This window comes from Sphingomonas sp. MS122 (assembly GCF_049532975.1).
In the GTDB taxonomy this organism is placed as follows: domain Bacteria; phylum Pseudomonadota; class Alphaproteobacteria; order Sphingomonadales; family Sphingomonadaceae; genus Sphingomonas.
Genome location: NZ_CP186695.1, coordinates 2,990,125 through 3,005,838 on the forward strand (window position 1 = coordinate 2,990,125; position 15,714 = coordinate 3,005,838).

18 protein-coding genes and 1 other RNA gene are annotated in these 15,714 nt (G+C 68.9%); 14 read left to right on the plus strand and 5 right to left on the minus strand.

Annotation, left to right across the window (positions count from 1 at the left end):
• Window positions 1–42 precede the first annotated feature (42 nt).
• The 4 genes from rnpB to ACO227_RS14475 all read left to right on the plus strand — a co-directional run bounded on the left by rnpB (window position 43) and on the right by ACO227_RS14475 (window position 2,809).
• Window positions 43–435: RNase P RNA component class A (gene rnpB, locus ACO227_RS14460), an RNA gene on the plus strand.
• Between the two features lie 35 nt (window positions 436–470).
• Complete coding sequence (locus tag ACO227_RS14465) at window positions 471–1,424, plus strand: NAD-dependent epimerase/dehydratase family protein (RefSeq protein WP_423602600.1); 954 nt, start codon at window positions 471–473, stop codon at window positions 1,422–1,424.
• Window positions 1,425–1,468: 44 nt separating this feature from the next.
• Window positions 1,469–2,131: a ferritin-like domain-containing protein gene (locus tag ACO227_RS14470; RefSeq protein WP_423602601.1), complete on the plus strand. Its 663-nt coding sequence runs from the start codon at window positions 1,469–1,471 to the stop codon at window positions 2,129–2,131.
• A 27-nt stretch (window positions 2,132–2,158) separates the two neighbouring features.
• Entirely contained in the window at window positions 2,159–2,809 is a 651-nt protein-coding gene (locus ACO227_RS14475; protein ID WP_423602602.1) for a glutathione S-transferase family protein, read from the plus strand.
• Window positions 2,810–2,824: 15 nt separating this feature from the next.
• On the opposite strand, the gene ACO227_RS14480 is transcribed toward ACO227_RS14475, so the two are convergent.
• Entirely contained in the window at window positions 2,825–3,286 is a 462-nt protein-coding gene (locus ACO227_RS14480) for a nuclear transport factor 2 family protein (RefSeq protein ID WP_423602604.1), read from the minus strand.
• A gap of 134 nt (window positions 3,287–3,420) precedes the next feature.
• Here ACO227_RS14480 and leuC point away from each other — a divergent pair, with 134 nt between their 5' ends.
• The 5 genes from leuC to ACO227_RS14505 all read left to right on the plus strand — a co-directional run bounded on the left by leuC (window position 3,421) and on the right by ACO227_RS14505 (window position 7,492).
• A complete protein-coding gene (gene leuC / locus ACO227_RS14485; RefSeq protein WP_423602606.1) occupies window positions 3,421–4,857 on the plus strand; it encodes a 3-isopropylmalate dehydratase large subunit in 1,437 nt (478 codons plus the stop codon).
• A gap of 3 nt (window positions 4,858–4,860) precedes the next feature.
• Window positions 4,861–4,998: a hypothetical protein gene (locus tag ACO227_RS14490; protein WP_423602607.1), complete on the plus strand. Its 138-nt coding sequence runs from the start codon at window positions 4,861–4,863 to the stop codon at window positions 4,996–4,998.
• 88 nt (window positions 4,999–5,086) lie between these two features.
• Window positions 5,087–5,899, plus strand: coding sequence for an N-acyl homoserine lactonase family protein (locus ACO227_RS14495; RefSeq protein ID WP_423602608.1), 813 nt, complete (start codon window positions 5,087–5,089; stop codon window positions 5,897–5,899).
• Window positions 5,899–6,513, plus strand: coding sequence for a 3-isopropylmalate dehydratase small subunit (gene leuD / locus ACO227_RS14500; protein WP_423602609.1), 615 nt, complete (start codon window positions 5,899–5,901; stop codon window positions 6,511–6,513). The genes ACO227_RS14495 and leuD overlap by 1 nt, the downstream gene beginning before the upstream one ends.
• Window positions 6,491–7,492 (plus strand): NADPH:quinone oxidoreductase family protein, encoded by a 1,002-nt coding sequence (locus tag ACO227_RS14505; protein ID WP_423602610.1) that lies wholly within the window; start codon window positions 6,491–6,493, stop codon window positions 7,490–7,492. The genes leuD and ACO227_RS14505 overlap by 23 nt, the downstream gene beginning before the upstream one ends.
• Here ACO227_RS14505 and ACO227_RS14510 read toward each other — a convergent pair.
• Together ACO227_RS14510 and ACO227_RS14515 are read right to left on the minus strand one after the other, a co-directional pair.
• Window positions 7,489–8,334, minus strand: a complete 846-nt coding sequence (locus ACO227_RS14510) for a DUF817 domain-containing protein (RefSeq protein ID WP_423602612.1) — start codon at window positions 8,332–8,334, stop codon at window positions 7,489–7,491. The genes ACO227_RS14505 and ACO227_RS14510 overlap by 4 nt on opposite strands.
• Before the next feature lie 8 nt (window positions 8,335–8,342).
• Entirely contained in the window at window positions 8,343–9,188 is an 846-nt protein-coding gene (locus ACO227_RS14515) for an AAA family ATPase (RefSeq protein ID WP_423602614.1), read from the minus strand.
• Window positions 9,189–9,329: 141 nt separating this feature from the next.
• On the opposite strand from ACO227_RS14515, the gene ACO227_RS14520 reads away from it, so the two are divergent.
• Window positions 9,330–9,776, plus strand: a complete 447-nt coding sequence (locus ACO227_RS14520; protein WP_423602616.1) for an MliC family protein — start codon at window positions 9,330–9,332, stop codon at window positions 9,774–9,776.
• Window positions 9,777–9,828: 52 nt separating this feature from the next.
• On the opposite strand, the gene ACO227_RS14525 is transcribed toward ACO227_RS14520, so the two are convergent.
• Window positions 9,829–10,494, minus strand: a complete 666-nt coding sequence (locus tag ACO227_RS14525) for a DUF6975 family protein (RefSeq protein WP_423602617.1) — start codon at window positions 10,492–10,494, stop codon at window positions 9,829–9,831.
• Between the two features lie 375 nt (window positions 10,495–10,869).
• Here ACO227_RS14525 and ACO227_RS14530 point away from each other — a divergent pair, with 375 nt between their 5' ends.
• The 4 genes from ACO227_RS14530 to ACO227_RS14545 are packed head-to-tail and all read left to right on the plus strand — an operon-like array spanning window position 10,870 to window position 14,529.
• Window positions 10,870–11,484, plus strand: coding sequence for a TetR/AcrR family transcriptional regulator (locus ACO227_RS14530; RefSeq protein ID WP_423602618.1), 615 nt, complete (start codon window positions 10,870–10,872; stop codon window positions 11,482–11,484).
• Window positions 11,481–12,449, plus strand: coding sequence for an HlyD family secretion protein (locus ACO227_RS14535; protein ID WP_423602620.1), 969 nt, complete (start codon window positions 11,481–11,483; stop codon window positions 12,447–12,449). The genes ACO227_RS14530 and ACO227_RS14535 overlap by 4 nt, the downstream gene beginning before the upstream one ends.
• Complete coding sequence (locus ACO227_RS14540; RefSeq protein WP_423602622.1) at window positions 12,446–13,393, plus strand: ABC transporter ATP-binding protein; 948 nt, start codon at window positions 12,446–12,448, stop codon at window positions 13,391–13,393. Before ACO227_RS14535 ends, ACO227_RS14540 begins: the two co-directional genes overlap by 4 nt.
• Window positions 13,390–14,529 (plus strand): ABC transporter permease, encoded by a 1,140-nt coding sequence (locus ACO227_RS14545; RefSeq protein ID WP_423602623.1) that lies wholly within the window; start codon window positions 13,390–13,392, stop codon window positions 14,527–14,529. Before ACO227_RS14540 ends, ACO227_RS14545 begins: the two co-directional genes overlap by 4 nt.
• A 4-nt stretch (window positions 14,530–14,533) precedes the next feature.
• On the opposite strand, the gene ACO227_RS14550 is transcribed toward ACO227_RS14545, so the two are convergent.
• On the minus strand, window positions 14,534–15,673 hold the full coding sequence (locus tag ACO227_RS14550; RefSeq protein WP_423602625.1) for a hypothetical protein: 1,140 nt from the start codon (window positions 15,671–15,673) through the stop codon (window positions 14,534–14,536).
• Window positions 15,674–15,714: the final 41 nt, after the last annotated feature.

The window sequence follows — 15,714 nt, forward strand, 5'->3', positions numbered from 1 at the left end:
AGCGATTTGCGCGGCGCGCACTTTGCCCCTATCTCGGCCGCGCCAGAGGGCCGGGCGGCCGCCGCCGTGCGTGCACGGGGGAGGAAAGTCCGGGCTCCACGGAAACACGGTGCCGGGTAACGCCCGGCGGTCTCGGCTCGCCGGGGTCAGGGAAAGTGCCACAGAGAGCAGACCGTCCACTGCCTTCGGGTAAGGACATGGGTGAAAGGGTGCGGCAAGAGCGCACCGCGCGACCGGCAACGGAAGCGGCACGGCAAACCCCACCGGGAGCAAGATCGAATAGGGGCCGCACATGGGGAGTTCCGCCCCGCGGCCCGGGTTGATTGCTTGAGCCTGCACGCAAGTGCCGGCCTAGAGGAATGGCCGCCCATCGCGCGCACCTCCGCAAGGAAAGGGCCGCGTGGACAGAACCCGGCTTACAGGCCCTCTGGCACTTTCGTCCTGCGCCGCGCCGCGCTAATCGCGCCGCCATGCGCGTTCTCCTGACAGGCTCCTCCGGCTGGCTCGGCCGCTATCTCGCGCCCCTGCTGCGTGACGCCGGCCATATCGTCACCGGCCTCGATGTCGCGCCGGGCGCCGACACCGGCGTGATCGGCACCGTCGCCGATGCCGCGCTGATCGAGCGCACCTTCGGCGAGCACGGCATCGAGGCGGTCATCCACGGCGGCGCGCTGCACAAGCCCGATATCGCCCGCTACTCCAGGCAGACCTTCGTCGACGTCAACGTCACCGGCACGCTCAACCTGCTCGAAGCCGCGGCCCGTGCTGGCCACGACCGCTTCGTCTTCACCTCGACCACCTCGCTGATGATCAGCCAGGCGATCCGCGACGAGGCGGACGACGCCGCGGTCTGGCTCGACGAGGACAGCGGCCCGATCGAGCCGCGCAACATCTACGGCGTCACCAAATACGCCGCCGAGCAGCTCTGCCGCCTGTTCCATGCCGAGCATGGCCTGAGCAGCATCGTCCTGCGCACCGGCCGTTTCTTCCCCGAGGAGGACGACACCCACAGCCACCCGCCGGGCGAGAACCTCAAGGCCAACGAGTTCCTCCACCGCCGCCTGACCGTCGAGGACGCTGCGCGCGCCCACCTCGCCGCGCTCGACAAGGCACCCGGCATCGGCTTCGGCACCTATCTCGTCTCCGCACCCACGCCCTTCGTCCGCACCGACGCGGCCGAACTCAAGCACGATGCCGCAGCGGTGATCGCCCGCTACTTCCCCGAGGCACCCGATCTCTACGCCGCGCGGGGCTGGGAGCTGCCCGGGCGCATCGGCCGGGTCTATGACAGCGGCCGCATCACCCGCGACCTCGGCTTCGTCTTCGACACCGGCTTCGCGCAGATCCTCGCCGCGCTCCGCGACGGCACGCCGCTGCCGTTCGCGCACGACGCGGACTATGTTTCGCCCAAGGAAGTCGCCTAGCGGAGCCGCTTGCCGCCCGCCCGGGACAGGCGTAGCGTTCGTCCATGATCGCGTGGTTCCGCCGCCGCTATCTCGACCTTCTCTGCTCGATATACATCTATAACGAGCATCGCGGCTACACGAGCATCGATCGCGTGCTGGAGGCGGTGCGCGCCCGCTCGCCCGACGACCACGCGCTGATCGCCGCGATCGAGAAGCACCGCGCCGACGAGCACAAGCATTACGTCATGTTCAAGCGCTGGTTCGAGCTGCGCGGCGAGATGCCGCTCAAGGTCGACCGCACCTGCGGCCATATCGACCGCTTCGTCGAGATCATGTTCCGCACCACGATCGACGATCTCGATACCCAGGCGATCATCGCCCGCGACGACCTGTTCGAACGGCTCTGCCGCGTCATCTCGCTCACCGAGCAGCGCGGCTTCCGCCAGGTCGAGATCCTGCTGCGCCACCCGCTGGTGCGCCACGACCGCGCGCTGATCCGCATCTTCGAGGTGATCCATCGCGACGAGCCGAGCCACTGGGCGCCCTATGACGGCTGGCTCAAGGCCAATGGCAAGCGTGACCCGCGCTGGTGGGAGCGGGGGATCGACAGCTTCATCCACTCCGAGCTGCTCTTCCTCAAGCTGCCCGCGCTGTTCCTCAACCCGTGGTTGGGGCGGCGTGAAAGCTGGGCCGATGCGGGGGACGCCGTCCCCCTCCGTCCCTGAATCGGCCGGTCAATCTGGGAGCCCCGCATGAGGCCCATCATCACTGCCTTCGAAAGCTCGCCGGATCGCGGCAAGGGCCTCGCGCGCGACATGCGTGTGCGCTGGGCGCTCGAAGAGGTGGGCCAGCCTTATGACGTGCGCCTCGTCTCGTTCCGCGCGCTGAAGGCGCCCGAGCACCGCGCGCGCAATCCGTTCGGGCAGATCCCGACCTATGAGGAAGGCGGCCTCACCTTGTTCGAGTCCGGCGCGATCGTGCTCCACATCGCCGAACGCCACCCGGGCCTGCTGCCCGGCGATCCCGACGCCCGAGCGCGCGCGATCATGTGGATGTTCGCCGCGCTCAACTCGGTCGAGCCGCCGATCTTCGAGCGTTCGCTGGCCCGCATCCTCGAGCGCGACCAGCCCTGGTTCGAGCAGCGCCTGCAAGCGCTCGACAAGAGCATCCGGCGCTATCTCGGCGACTTGTCGCGCCATCTCGGCGACGCCGAGTGGCTCGACGGCCCGTTCAGCGCGGGCGATCTGCTGATGGTGACGGTGCTGCGCCGGCTCGAAGGGTCGGGCTTGCTCGAAGCCCATCCGGACATCGCCGCCTATGTCGCCCGCGCCGAAGCACGGCCCGCCTATCAGCGCGCCTTCGCCGCCCAGCTGGCGGTGTTCGAGGCGGCATCGGACGGCTGACGCGCCGGCGCCGGTTCATCCGGCGGGGCGATGCGCGTAGCTCAGCACCCGGCGCATTTCCCACCGCGCACCCGCCTTGCGCCACACCACCGCGAACCGCGCGTCACCGTCCAGTCGCTCGGCCGCGTCGCCCTGCTTTGCGTAGAACCGATGCACGCCTGTCACGATCGCGCCATGACCCGGTACCGGATCGACCGCCACGCCATCGGCTACCACTTCCCGCCGCACATGCAGTCCCGCCGTGCCGCACGGCCCTTTCATGAGCGAGCGCACCACGGCGCGCCGGCCTTGCGTCAAGCCGGTCTTGTCGTGGTAGAATTCGATGTCGTCGGCGAGCAGCTTGCCCATCGCGTCGGCGTCGCATTCGTTGAAGGCGCGCCAGAAGGCGCCATCGGCTGCCAGAACGCCATCGTCCGCGGGCGGCGCAGAGGCCGCCAATAGGAGGAGGGCGGACGTCATGTTCGCGAGGATGCTCATATCGACTGTATTATCCTAATAATACAGTCCGGGCAAGCACCCTCCCGGACGAGGGGGCCCCCAACTCCAGCTTCACGCACGAAAATGCCGCCTGCGCTTGCTCCGGCGCAACAAAGGCGTAAGTGGGCCCCGTCATGGCCAGTAAACCGCTCACCCTGTACGAGAAGATCTGGGCCGCGCATGTCGTCGAGCGCCGCGACGACGGCACGTGCCTCATCTATATCGACCGCCACCTCGTCCACGAAGTCACCAGCCCCCAGGCGTTCGAGGGGCTTCGCGCCAATGGCCGGCGCGTGCGGCGGCCCGACCTCACGCTCGCCGTGCCCGACCACAATCTGCCGACCACGCCCCGTGTCGACGCCGCGGGCAACCGCCTGCCGATCGCCGATCCGGAGAGCGCGCAGCAGCTCGCCGCGCTCGAGCGCAACGTCGCCGAGTTCGGCATCGACTATTTCGGCGCGACTGCGGCCGAGCAGGGCATCGTCCATGTCGTCGGGCCCGAACAGGGCTTCACGCTACCCGGCACCACGCTGGTGTGCGGCGACAGCCACACCTCGGCGCATGGCGCGCTGGGCGCGCTGGCGTTCGGCATCGGCACCAGCGAGGTCGAGCACGTCCTCGCCACCCAGACGCTGCTGCTCGCCCAGTCGAAGACGATGGAGATCCGCGTCGACGGGACGCTCGGCTTCGGCGTCTCGGCCAAGGACGTGGTGCTCGCGATCATCGGCAAGACCGGGGCGGCGGGCGGCACCGGCTATGTCGTCGAGTACACCGGCGAGGTGATCCGCGCGCTGTCGATCGAGGGGCGGCTGACCGTCAGCAACATGTCGATCGAGGGCGGCGCACGCTCGGGCCTGATCGCGCCCGACGAGAAGACCTTCGCCTACCTCAAGGGCCGCCCGATGGCGCCCAGTGGCGAGCAATGGGAGCAGGCGGTGGCGTGGTGGAAGACGCTGCCGACCGACCCGGGCGCCGTCTATGACCGCGTCGTCACCCTGAACGGCAGCGACATCGCGCCCTCGCTCACCTGGGGCACCAGTCCCGAGGATGTCGTGCCGATCACCGGCGTCGTCCCCGATCCCGAGAGCTTCGCCGATCCCGCGAAGCGCGTCGCGGCGCAGAAGTCGCTCGACTATATGGGCCTGAAGCCCGGCACGCGGATGCAGGACATCGCGGTCGAGAACATCTTCATCGGCAGCTGCACCAACAGCCGCATCGAGGACCTGCGCGCCGCTGCGGACGTGGTGAAGGGCCGTCACGTCGCCGGCGGCATCCGCCAGGCCCTGATCGTGCCCGGCTCGGGCCTGGTCAAGCGCCAGGCCGAGGCCGAGGGGCTCGACCGCATCTTCATCGAGGCCGGCTTCGAATGGCGCGAGCCGGGCTGCTCGATGTGCCTGGCGATGAACCCGGACAAGGTGCCCGCCGGCGAACGCTGCGCTTCCACTTCGAATCGGAATTTTGTAGGGAGGCAGGGTCCGGGGGCCCGAACCCATCTGGTTTCGCCCGCCATGGCGGCGGCGGCAGCGGTGACGGGAAGGCTCACGGACGTGCGTGACCTTGTAGGGGGATGACCAGTGAAGCGCGTATTGGTGTTGCTGGTGGCGGGTACGGCGTTGAGCGGAGCCGCGGCGGTCTATGCCGCCGCGAACGTCCAGGCGAGCGAGCCGGCAGGCGTGAAGCCGGCGACCGCGAAGGACGCGGCGCGCCGCTGATCCGCGCGCGCCGGCGCGTTGCCGGCCGCGATTTGGTTCGTGTACCGACGCGGCGTATCGATGCGATGCGCCGTCCGGGAGAACCGTCATGCTGAAAGCCCTGTTCGCCGCGACTGCCGCCTTGGCCCTGACCGGGCAGGCCGCGCCGCCTGCGCCCGCGATCCAGCTCTACGCCTTCGAATGCGGCAAGCTGCAGGAGGATCTGAGCTGGTACAACGACGCCTTTGCCTTCGAGGGACAGAAGCGCGAATTCGTCGCCGGCTGCTTCCTGATCCGCCATCCCAAGGGCGTGCTGCTGTGGGATACGGGCCTGACCCCCGACCTGATCGGCAAGCCGACGCCCGAGCAGGCCCTCGCCACGACCATCCCCGATCGCCTCAAGGCGCTCGGTCTCGCACCCGCCGCGGTCACCTATGTCGGCATCAGCCATTATCATGCCGATCACACGGGCGGGGCACGTGACTTCCCTGATGCCGAGCTGCTGATCGGCGCACGCGACTGGGAGGCGCTCAGGGCGCTCAAGGACAACCATCCGCGCGCCGCGCCGCTCGCGCACTGGCGCAGCGGCAAGGGCAAGGTGCAAGCGGTGCCGGGCGATCTCGACGTGTTCGGCGACGGCTCGGTGCAGATGCTGGCGATGCCCGGCCACACGCCCGGCCACACCGCGCTGCTCGTGAAGCTGCCGCGCACCGGCGCGGTCCTGCTCAGCGGCGACGAATATCATTTCCGCGAGAACCGCGCGCGGCGCGGCGTTCCCAAGTTCAACACCAGCCGGGCCGAGACATTGGCGTCGCACGACCGGTTCGAGGAGATTGCAAAGGTGCTGAAAGCCAAGGTCATCATCCAGCACGACGCGCGCGACCTCGCGCTACTGCCCGCCTTCCCGAAGGCGGCCGAGTGATGGAACCGGTCAAGAAGGTCGAGGGGCGCGCCTATCCCTGGGGCGCCAAGAACATCGACACCGACATCATCATCCCCGCGCACTGGCTCAAGACGATCAGCCGCGAGGGGCTCGGCAAGGGCGCGTTCGAGAGCGTGCGCGCCGAACCCGGCAACATCTTCGACGACGAGCGCTATGCCGGCTCGCCGATCCTGATCGCGGGCGAGAATTTCGGCTGCGGGTCGAGCCGCGAGCATGCCGCCTGGGCGCTCAAGGACATGGGCATCACCGCGGTGATCGCGCCGAGCTATTCGGACATCTTCTCGGGCAACGCCTTCAAGAACGGCATCGTCGCCGTGGTGCTGCCGCAGGCGGCGATCGACCGGCTGGTGGAGGTCGCCCGGACCGATCCCGTGACGATCGACCTCGAGACGATGACCGTCACCACCCCCTATCAGGACCGCTTCCCCTTCGAGATGGACCCGTTCCGCCGCGATTGCCTGATGCAGGGGCTGGACGAGGTCGGCCTGACGCTGGCAAAGGATACCGCGATTTCGAAATACGAGTCGACGGTCGCCGAGCAGCGCCCGTGGATCGCACGGGAGAGAGCTGATGCGGGCGTTGCTGTCGAATGAAGTCGGCGGACCTGAAACTCTAACGCTGGGTGAGCTGCCCGACCCGGTGGCCAGGCCGGGCGAGGTGGTGGTCGCGATCAAGGCCTGCGCGATCAACTATCCCGACGTCCTGATCATCGAGGACAAATACCAGTTCAAGCCGCCGCGCCCCTTCGCCCCCGGCGGGGAGATCGCCGGCGTCGTCGAAGCGGTGGGCGAGGGCGTCACCGACCTTTCGCCCGGCGACCGCGTGCTCGGCTCGACCGGCTGGAACGGCCTCGCCGAGAAGGCCGCGATCGACCGCCGCCGCCTCTACCCGCTGCCCGATGGCAAGAGCTTCGAGCAGGGCGCCTCGCTGCTGATGACCTATGGCACGAGCATCCATGCGCTGCTCGACCGCGGGCATCTCAAGCAAGGCGACACGCTGCTGATCCTCGGCGCGGCGGGCGGCATCGGCCTCTCCGCGATCGAGCTCGGCAAGGCGTTCGGCGCGCGCGTCGTCGCCGCGGTGTCGAGCGAGGAGAAGGCGGCCGCCGCGAGAGCCGCCGGCGCCGACGAGACCCTGGTCTACCCCCGCGCGCCGTTCGACAAGGACCAGTCCAGGGCGCTCGCCGAGCAGTTCAAGGCCGCGGTCGGCCCCGATGGCGCGCAGGTGATCTACGATCCCGTCGGCGGCGACTATGCCGAGCCCGCGCTGCGCTCGATCGGCTGGGAAGGGCGCTACCTCGTCGTCGGCTTCCCCGCGGGCATCCCCAGGCTGCCGCTCAATCTCACCCTGCTCAAGAGCTGCGACGTGTGCGGCGTGTTCTGGGGCGCCTTCGCCGCGCGCGACCCCAAGGCCAACGCCGCGCATGTCGAGCATCTCTTCCGCCTGTGGGAGGAGGGCAGGATCAATCCCCATGTCAGCGAGACCTTCGCGTTCGCGGATGGCGGCAAGGCGATCGCCAGGCTCGCCGGCCGCGGGGCGATCGGCAAGCTGGTGGTCAGGGTCGCGGACTAGTCCTCCGCCCGCTCGTGGCGCACCAGCGACACCAGCACGAACGAGATGATCATCAGCAGATACCACGCCCCGAGCTTGCCCGGGTGGACCATCGCCCAGCCATTCTCCTGCCCTGGATAGAGCCAGGCGCGTGAGAAGGTGCCGATATTCTCCGCGAACCAGATGAACAAAGCGACCAGCAGCCAGCCGACCAGCAGCGGCATCCAGCGCTCGGTGCGGAACGGCGTGAACCAGATCTTCGTCCGCCAGAACAGCAGGCCGGTCGCCGCGAACAGCGCCAGCCGCACGTCGGGCAGCCAGTGGTGCGCGAAGAAGTTGACATAGATCGCCGCCGCCAGCGTCCAGGTCGTCCAGCGCGGCGGATAATGCTCGAAACGGAAGTGGAAGATGCGCCAGACGCGCGCGATATAGCTGCCCACCGCCGCATACATGAACCCCGAGAACAGCGGGACGTCGCCGATCCGCAACAGGCTCGGCTCGGGATAGAGCCACGAGCCGTGCGCGGTCTTGAACAGCTCCATCACCGTCCCGACGAGGTGGAAGGCGAGGATCACCTTGGCCTCGTTCCAGCTCTCCAGCCGGAAGGCGAGCATGCCGAGCTGGATCGCCACCGCTCCGATCGTCAGGAAATCATAGCGGGCGAGCGGCGCATCGGCGGGGTAGAACAGATGCGTGCCCAGCAGCAGCGCGAGCATCAGCGCCCCGAACAGGCACGCCCAGCCCTGCTTGAACCCGAACAGCAGGAACTCGTAGAGCGCGCCCTGCCAGCCCGAAGTGGGCTGCGCCGCCTCCAGCCGCGCGCGGATGCGGGCGAAACGGGTGGCGCCGGCGCTCTCGCTCATCCGCGGCGCTACTTCGCCTGCCTTCTCGCCATGAATGCCAGCCGCTCGAACAGCATCACGTCCTGCTCGTTCTTGAGCAGCGCGCCGTGCAAGGGCGGGATCGCCTTGCTCGGGTCGCGCGACTGGAGCACGTCGAGCGGCATGTCCTCGTGCAGCAGCAGCTTGAGCCAGTCGAGCAGCTCGCTCGTGCTCGGCTTCTTCTTGAGCCCCGGCACCTCGCGGATGTCGTAGAAGATGTCCATCGCCTTGCTCACCAGCAGCTTCTGGATGCCGGGGAAGTGGACGTCGACGATTGCCTGCATCGTCTCGCGGTCGGGGAATTTGATATAGTGGAAGAAGCAGCGCCGCAGGAACGCGTCGGGCAGTTCCTTCTCGTTGTTGCTGGTGATCACCACGATCGGACGCTCGGCGGCGCGTACCGTCTCCCCGGTCTCGTAGACATGGAATTCCATCCGGTCGAGTTCCTGGAGCAGGTCGTTGGGGAACTCGATATCGGCCTTGTCGATCTCGTCGATCAGCAGCACGGGCAGGGTGGGGGAGGTGAACGCCTCCCACAATTTGCCGCGGCGGATATAGTTGGCGATGTCGTGGACGCGCGCGTCGCCGAGCTGGCCGTCGCGCAGCCGGGCGACCGCGTCATATTCGTACAGGCCCTGATGCGCCTTGGTCGTCGACTTGACGTTCCACTCGATCAGCGGCGCGCCGACCGCCTTGGCGATCTCATAGGCCAGCACCGTCTTGCCCGTCCCCGGCTCGCCCTTGACCAGCAGCGGGCGGCGCAGCGTGACCGCGGCGTTGACCGCGACCTTGAGGTCCTCGGTCGCGACGTAACTTTGCGTGCCTTCGAAGCGCATTCCGGTCTCCGGTTGGAAGATCGGGTATGGCGGTAGCGGGGTTGCGAGGGACGACGCAAGCAGTTTGCCTGTCATCATGCGCTTTCATACAGTTCGCGCGCGGTTCGACTCGACGCCGCGCATGCAGAGAGAGGAAGTTCGATGCCGAAACTGTCTACTCGATCCCTGCTTCTGAGCTCGCCGCTTCTGGGTCTCGCGCTTCTGGGCGCATGCGGCCAGAAGCCGGCGACCGCACCGGCCAACGGGACGGCCGAGAACACCACCGCCGTCAACGAGACCGCGGCGGCGCCGGCCGCGGCGCCGCAGACCGTGGCCTATGACTGCATGCCCGCGCTGCTGCTCAGCGCGACCTATGACAACAGCACGGCGCCGGCGAAGGCGCGGCTGACGATCGGCGACAAGAGCTACGACCTGACCGGCGTCCCGGCGGCGAGCGGCGCCAAATACGCGACCGACCAGGGGCGCTCGGCCGGCAAGACCCTGGTGTGGGCGACCCAGGGCGAGGACGGCACGCTGCTCGAGGGCAAGGTCGGCGGCACCGAGGCCGACGAGAAGAAGGTCTCGAGCTGCAGTCCGCGCCGGGGCTGATTCATGAAGGGCGGGGCGCGGCGATCGCGCCCCGCCTGCTCAGCCGATAAGGTCAGTGCGCGTCGCGGGCGGAAGCGCGCGCTTCGAGCACGTCCCACAGGCCGCGATGCTGAGCCAGCATCTGCTGCGCGCCGAACAGCATCGCGCGCTCGACCGGCAGCGTCGCCGCCAGCGCGTCGATCACCGTCGCGGTCTCGAACGGCGGGGGCAGGGCGGAGGCGGGCGGGTCGATCCCCAGCCGCTCGCCGGCGATGTCGAGCAGCGCGCGGATCGCGGGCCAGTCGAGCACCAGCGCGAGCACCGTGCCGTCGGCGCAGCCGGTGCGGTCGGACTGGGCGAGCATGTCGAGCGCATGGCGCTGCGCGGCGATCGCCGCTTCGGACTGGGCCTGGCCGGGCGTGCTCGGCAGCGGCCCGGCTGCGGCGACGAGACGGACGATATAGGCGCGCTCGGCGGCGAAGCCCGCCGCAGCCTCGGCCATCCACGCCGCCGTCGCGCCCTCGTCGGAATGGCCGAGCGCCTGTTCGATCACGTCGGGATGGCGGGCATGGAGCAGGCAGAACTGGTGCACCGCGTCGGCCAGGTCGCGCATCGGCGCGATGCCCGTGGTGAGGCGCGCGAGGAAGCGATGGCTCGCGCTGCCGTCGGCGGCAACCAGTGCCGTCAACGTGCCCGAAGCTCCGCCAAGTCCCGCCGTCTGCACCGACTCTACCGCCATAGGTCCCCACGCTCCTTGCGCGCCGGCCGCTCCGGCGCGTGTGAATCCCCTGTGGTCCACAGGTCTATACCGAAGCACGTAAAGACGTGGTTGATGCGCGGTTTACCAGGCCGAAGGGTGTGGAAAGCCCGACGGATGCACGCGCCGCCGGACGCCTCGCGCGCCAGGAGAATGGCTGGTCACCCCGCTTTCGGGCCTGAATCCAGATGCTTGTCTTCCGTTCGCCCGCGCGCCGCGGCGCAAGTCCGGCCGGGAAGACGCCGGCGCGGCGGCGGCCGGGGAAAACGGACGATGGCCGAAAGGTAAAGCTGCTGAACGACGCGGCAACTCAGATAGGGGCTTTTCAATAACTGACGCGTCAGTTATTTATAACTCATGCCCCGTCGCACCCCGCCTGACCGCCGCGAATCGATCCTCACCGCCGCGCGGACCGAGTTCGCCGCGCGCGGCTATGCCGGGACGCGGATGGAGGACGTGGCGGCGCGAGTCGGCATCTCGAAGGCGACGCTCTATCTCCAGTTCGCCGACAAGGCGGCGCTGTTCCGCGAGCTGGTCGACTGGATGCTGGCGACGCGGCTGCCCGCGGCGTTGCCGCCCGAGATGGAGTCGGCGCCGCCCGCCGCGCAGCTCGCGGCGCTGGTGCGGTTCGGGGCGGGCCAGCTCGCCCAGCCCGAGATCGCCTTCCTGCCCCGCCTGGTGATCGGGGAGGGCGGCAATTTCCCGGAGATGGCGCGGACCTACCACGATCGCGCGGTCAGCCGCATCCTGACGCTGGTGGAGAACATCGTCGCGCGGGGCGTCGCGTCGGGGGAATTCCGCCAGGTCGATCCGCATCTCGCGGCGCGCAGCGTGGCCGGTGCATTGCTGCTCGGCGCGTTGTGGAAGACGGTGTTCGAGCCGGTGGGCGCCGAGCCGGTGGAGATGGAGGCGCTCGCCGAGTCGCATCTCGATGTCGTGCTGAACGGGCTTCTCGCGGGAGTGCGCGAATGAAACGGATATTGCCCCTGGTGGTGATCGGCCTGGCGGTGCTCGCCGGCCTGATCTGGTTCGCCTTCGGCCGCGACGACGGACCCGAACCGTGGCTCGGCTATGTCGAGGGCGAGGCGATCGAGGTCGCGGCGCCGGTCTCCGGGCAGCTCGCCTCGCTCAACGTCCAGCGCGGCGGGCAGGTGGCGGCGGGGCAGGCGCTGTTCGCGCTCAACCCGGAGACGACCGCGGCCGAGCTGCGCCGGCTCGAGGCCCAGCTCGCCACCGCGCGCGCCCAGCGCGACGACCTGACCAAGGCCCGCCAGCGGCCCGCCGAGCTCGACATCGCCCGCGCCCAGCAGGCGGCGGCGCGCGCCGAAGTGACGCGCACCGCGCGCGACTATCAGCGGATCGCGACGCTCGCCCAGCGCGGCTTCGCGACCAAGGTGCAGCTCGATGCCGCGCGTGCCGCTGCCGAGAGCGCCCGCGCGTCGCTCAGCCAGGCGCAGGCGAGCGAGGCCTCGGGCGAGCTCGCCGGCCGCACCGACCAGATCGCCGCTGCCGATGCGCAGATCACCGCGGCCGAGGCCGCGATCGCGGCGCAGCGGCGGCGCGGCGCGGAAATCGCGCCCGCCGCGCCGATCGCCGCGCTGGTCGAGCAGACCTATTTCAACCCCGGCGAGTGGGTGCCTGCCAACACGCCGGTCGTGCGCCTGCTCCCGCCCGGCCGGGTCAAGATCCGCTTCTACGCGCCGCAGGCGGCGATTTCAGCGCTGAAGCCGGGATCGAAGGTGCGCGTCGGCTGCGATGGCTGCGGCGATCCGGTCGTCGCCACGGTTCGCTACGTCGCGCCTCAGGCCGAGTTCACCCCGCCGGTGATCTACTCCGAGCGCGCCCGGGCCAAGCTCGTCTTCCTGGTCGAGGCCTATCCCGATGCCGGCGTCGAGCGGCTGCGCCCCGGCCTGCCGGTCGAGGTCCATCCGCGATGAGCGACGCGCCCGCGATCGACGTCAACGGGCTGACCAAGAAGTTCGGCAACCGCACGGTGGTCGACAAGTTCAGCCTCGAGGTCGCGCGCGGCCGTATCTGCGGATTCCTCGGCCCCAACGGCTCGGGCAAGACCACCACGCTGCGCATGATCTGCGGCCTGCTCATTCCCGATGGCGGCGAGGGCACGGTGCTCGGGCTCGACCTGCGCACCCAGCGCGAGCTGATCAAGCTCAAGATCGGCTACATGACCCAGCGCTTCGGGCTGTTCGAGGACCTGACGATCCGCGAGAATCTCGCCTTCGTCGCCGACGCCTATGGCCTTGACGACAAGGACGCCCGCGTCACCGCCGCGCTCGAGCGGCTCGGGCTCGAGACTCGCGCCGGCCAGCTCGCCGGCACGCTGTCGGGCGGGTGGAAACAGCGCCTCGCGCTCGCCGCCTGCGTGCTCCACGATCCCGAGATCCTGCTGCTCGACGAACCCACCGCCGGCGTCGACCCGCTCGCCCGCCGCGAATTCTGGGACCAGGTCCATATGCTCTCGGCCGAGGGCACCACCGTGCTGGTCTCGACCCATTATATGGACGAGGCCGAGCGCTGCCACGACATCGCGTACATCGCCTATGGCGTGCTGCTCGCGCGCGGCACGGCGGAGGAGATCGTCGCCGGCTCGGGCCTGGTTGCGCTGGCGGGGGAGGGGCCGGGTGCCGACCGCCTTGCCCCGCAGCTCGAGAACAAGCCCGGGGTCGACATGGCCGCGGCCTTCGGCCCCACCCTCCATGTCTGCGGCCGCGACATGGCCGCGTTGCGCGCCGCGGTCGCCGACGTCGCGCCGCAGATCAACTGGCGCGAGACCGATCCGACGCTGGAGGACGTGTTCATCCACCTGATGCGCGGCGCCCCAGATAACAGTACTCGCGACAACAGCACGGAGCCGCGCGCATGACCCAGGGGCTCGTCCTCGCCTGGCGCCGCATCTGGGCCGTCCTCGTCAAGGAGGTGCATCAGCTCCGCCGCGATCCGCTGACCTTCGGCATGGTCGTCGGGCTGCCTTTGGTCCAGCTCATCCTGTTCGGCTTCGCGATCAACAACGATCCGCGCCACCTGCGCGCCGCCCTCGAGATGAACGACCATTCGTCGGTCACCCGCACCGTCGAGAATTCGCTGCGCGCCAGCTCCTATTTCGAGCTCGTCCCGGTGACGAAGCCGGGCGAGGGCGAGGCGATGCTGCGCCGCGGCTCGGTCCAGTTCCTCATCGTCGTGCCGACCAACTTCACCCGCGATCTCGTCCGCGGCGAGCGGCCGCAGCTCCTCGTCCTCGCCGACGCGACCGATCCCGCCGCCACCGGCAACGCCACTTTCGCGGTCGAGCAGGCGGTGCTCTCGGGCCTGCGCCACGACTTGATCGGGCCGCTCGCGGCGCGCGCCGCGATGCCCTCGCCGGTCGAGGTCGTGATCCAGCGCCGCTACAATCCCGAGGGGATCACCAGCCACAACATCGTCCCGGGCCTGCTCGCCGTGGTGCTGTCGATGACGATGGTGATGATGACTTCGATCGCCGTCGCGCGCGAGCGCGAGCGCGGGACGATGGAGAACCTCCTCGCCATGCCGCTGCGCCCGATGGAGGTGATGGCGGGCAAGATCCTGCCCTATGTGCTGATCGGCGCGGCGCAGACGGTGATCATCGTGGTGCTGGCGGGCCTGATCTTCTCCGTGCCCTTCGCCGGCGCCGCGTGGCTGCTCGCGCTGGCGACCCTCGTCTTCATCACGGTGAGCCTGCTGCTCGGCTTCACCCTCTCGACCTTCGCCAAGACCCAGATGCAGGCGATGCAGATGAGCTTCTTCTACATCCTGCCCTCGATCCTGCTCTCGGGTTTCGCCTTCCCCTATGCCGGCATGCCGCGCTGGGCGCAGTGGCTCGGCGAGCTGCTGCCCGTCACCCATTTCCTGCGCGTGGTGCGCGGGGTGATGCTCAAGGGCTGGCAGGCGGGCGAGGCGCTGCCCCAGCTCCTCATCCTCGCCGTGCTCGGCGGCGTCTTCGCGGTGATCGCGATCCGCCGCTACGGAGATACGCTGGAATAGCCGCTCACTCGCTGAGCTTCACCTTGACCTTCCCGATCGCCCAGAACGGCTTGTCCTTCATCCGCCCGGTATAGAGGATCGTGTAGATCCCGTTCCCCTCCGCCACCAGCCCCAGCGGCGTGCGGATGTCCGACGCCCAGTTGTTGGCGTCGCTCTGCACGATCAGCGAGCGCCCCTGGTGCCAGCGGATCCCGTCGGCGGATACGCTGTAGCTCACCGAATTGTTGGGCCGCGCCGGCAGGTCGGGCTGGACCGGCGTGAAGTGGTTGGAATCGTAGAGCGCCATGTAACGGCCGTTGGGCAGCTTCTCGACGATCGGGTTCTCGATGAACAGGCTCTCGATCGGCGAAGGCTGCTCGCTCGGCACGCGAGTCCATCTGGTCGAGGTCAGGCTGTCGCCGGTCGCGACGCCGACATACCAGGGCGAGACCGGGAAATGATTGTGGCTGCCGTGCAGCGCGGCCCATTTGTTGTTGCCGATCTTGTAGGGGAAGAAGCTGTCGAGCCCCTGCTGCCCCTCCCATAGCGCCGCGTCCTTGCCGCCCGGCGCCATCGACACGCTCGCGTCCTTGTAGGGGCCGCCGATGCCCTTCCGCCCGGGCGTCTGCGACACCGCGCGCACCGCGATGCCCTCATAGTCGAGGTTGAGCGCCTCGCCCTTCTCGCGATTGCCGCCGCGATAGGCGATGTAGAACAGGTTCCAGCGGTCGCTCTTCTCGTCGAAGATCACCCCCTGCAGCCACACCTCCGAGCGGTGGTTGAGGTGCGACCGGCCGGGCACGCTGTCGACCACCGTGCCCCGCCGCGTCCAGTTGACCGCATCCGGGCTGGTCCAGTGCGCGATACGCAGGTCGAGATGCGGCCGCCCGAACATCTCCGAGATGAACAGGTGGTAGGTGCCGTCGATCTTGAGCGTCATGCCGGTCTCGAAGCCCGACTTGTTGTCGCCGAGCTGGTCGCTGTCCGGACCGATCACCGGCGCCTGCGCTTCCTCGATCACCGTCAGCTTCTCGCGAAAGCTCGCGTCGCGGCGGTCGAGTCCGTAATTCTGCGCCGCCGCACCCGTCGCCACCAACGCCGCCGCGATCGCCATCGTCCGCCCGAGCATCCCCATCTCCTGATCCGTCATATGATAAGTCATCATATGAATATCCCCGCAATCGCCCGACTGCAACCTGACTTCCC

Bases quoted from the DNA above. Each gene is read 5' to 3' on its own strand.
- ACO227_RS14530 (WP_423602618.1), top strand. From the start codon at position 10,870: ATGCCCCGTCGCACCCCGCCTGACCGCCGCGAATCGATCCTCACCGCC.
- ACO227_RS14525 (WP_423602617.1), bottom strand. From the start codon at position 10,494: ATGGCGGTAGAGTCGGTGCAGACGGCGGGACTTGGCGGAGCTTCGGGC.
- ACO227_RS14465 (WP_423602600.1), top strand. From the start codon at position 471: ATGCGCGTTCTCCTGACAGGCTCCTCCGGCTGGCTCGGCCGCTATCTC.
- ACO227_RS14540 (WP_423602622.1), top strand. From the start codon at position 12,446: ATGAGCGACGCGCCCGCGATCGACGTCAACGGGCTGACCAAGAAGTTC.
- ACO227_RS14515 (WP_423602614.1), bottom strand. From the start codon at position 9,188: ATGCGCTTCGAAGGCACGCAAAGTTACGTCGCGACCGAGGACCTCAAG.
- ACO227_RS14545 (WP_423602623.1), top strand. From the start codon at position 13,390: ATGACCCAGGGGCTCGTCCTCGCCTGGCGCCGCATCTGGGCCGTCCTC.
- ACO227_RS14505 (WP_423602610.1), top strand. From the start codon at position 6,491: ATGCGGGCGTTGCTGTCGAATGAAGTCGGCGGACCTGAAACTCTAACG.
- ACO227_RS14520 (WP_423602616.1), top strand. From the start codon at position 9,330: ATGCCGAAACTGTCTACTCGATCCCTGCTTCTGAGCTCGCCGCTTCTG.
- ACO227_RS14470 (WP_423602601.1), top strand. From the start codon at position 1,469: ATGATCGCGTGGTTCCGCCGCCGCTATCTCGACCTTCTCTGCTCGATA.
- ACO227_RS14510 (WP_423602612.1), bottom strand. From the start codon at position 8,334: ATGAGCGAGAGCGCCGGCGCCACCCGTTTCGCCCGCATCCGCGCGCGG.
- ACO227_RS14480 (WP_423602604.1), bottom strand. From the start codon at position 3,286: ATGAGCATCCTCGCGAACATGACGTCCGCCCTCCTCCTATTGGCGGCC.
- leuC (WP_423602606.1), top strand. From the start codon at position 3,421: ATGGCCAGTAAACCGCTCACCCTGTACGAGAAGATCTGGGCCGCGCAT.
- ACO227_RS14495 (WP_423602608.1), top strand. From the start codon at position 5,087: ATGCTGAAAGCCCTGTTCGCCGCGACTGCCGCCTTGGCCCTGACCGGG.
- leuD (WP_423602609.1), top strand. From the start codon at position 5,899: ATGGAACCGGTCAAGAAGGTCGAGGGGCGCGCCTATCCCTGGGGCGCC.
- ACO227_RS14535 (WP_423602620.1), top strand. From the start codon at position 11,481: ATGAAACGGATATTGCCCCTGGTGGTGATCGGCCTGGCGGTGCTCGCC.
- ACO227_RS14550 (WP_423602625.1), bottom strand. From the start codon at position 15,673: ATGATGACTTATCATATGACGGATCAGGAGATGGGGATGCTCGGGCGG.
- ACO227_RS14475 (WP_423602602.1), top strand. From the start codon at position 2,159: ATGAGGCCCATCATCACTGCCTTCGAAAGCTCGCCGGATCGCGGCAAG.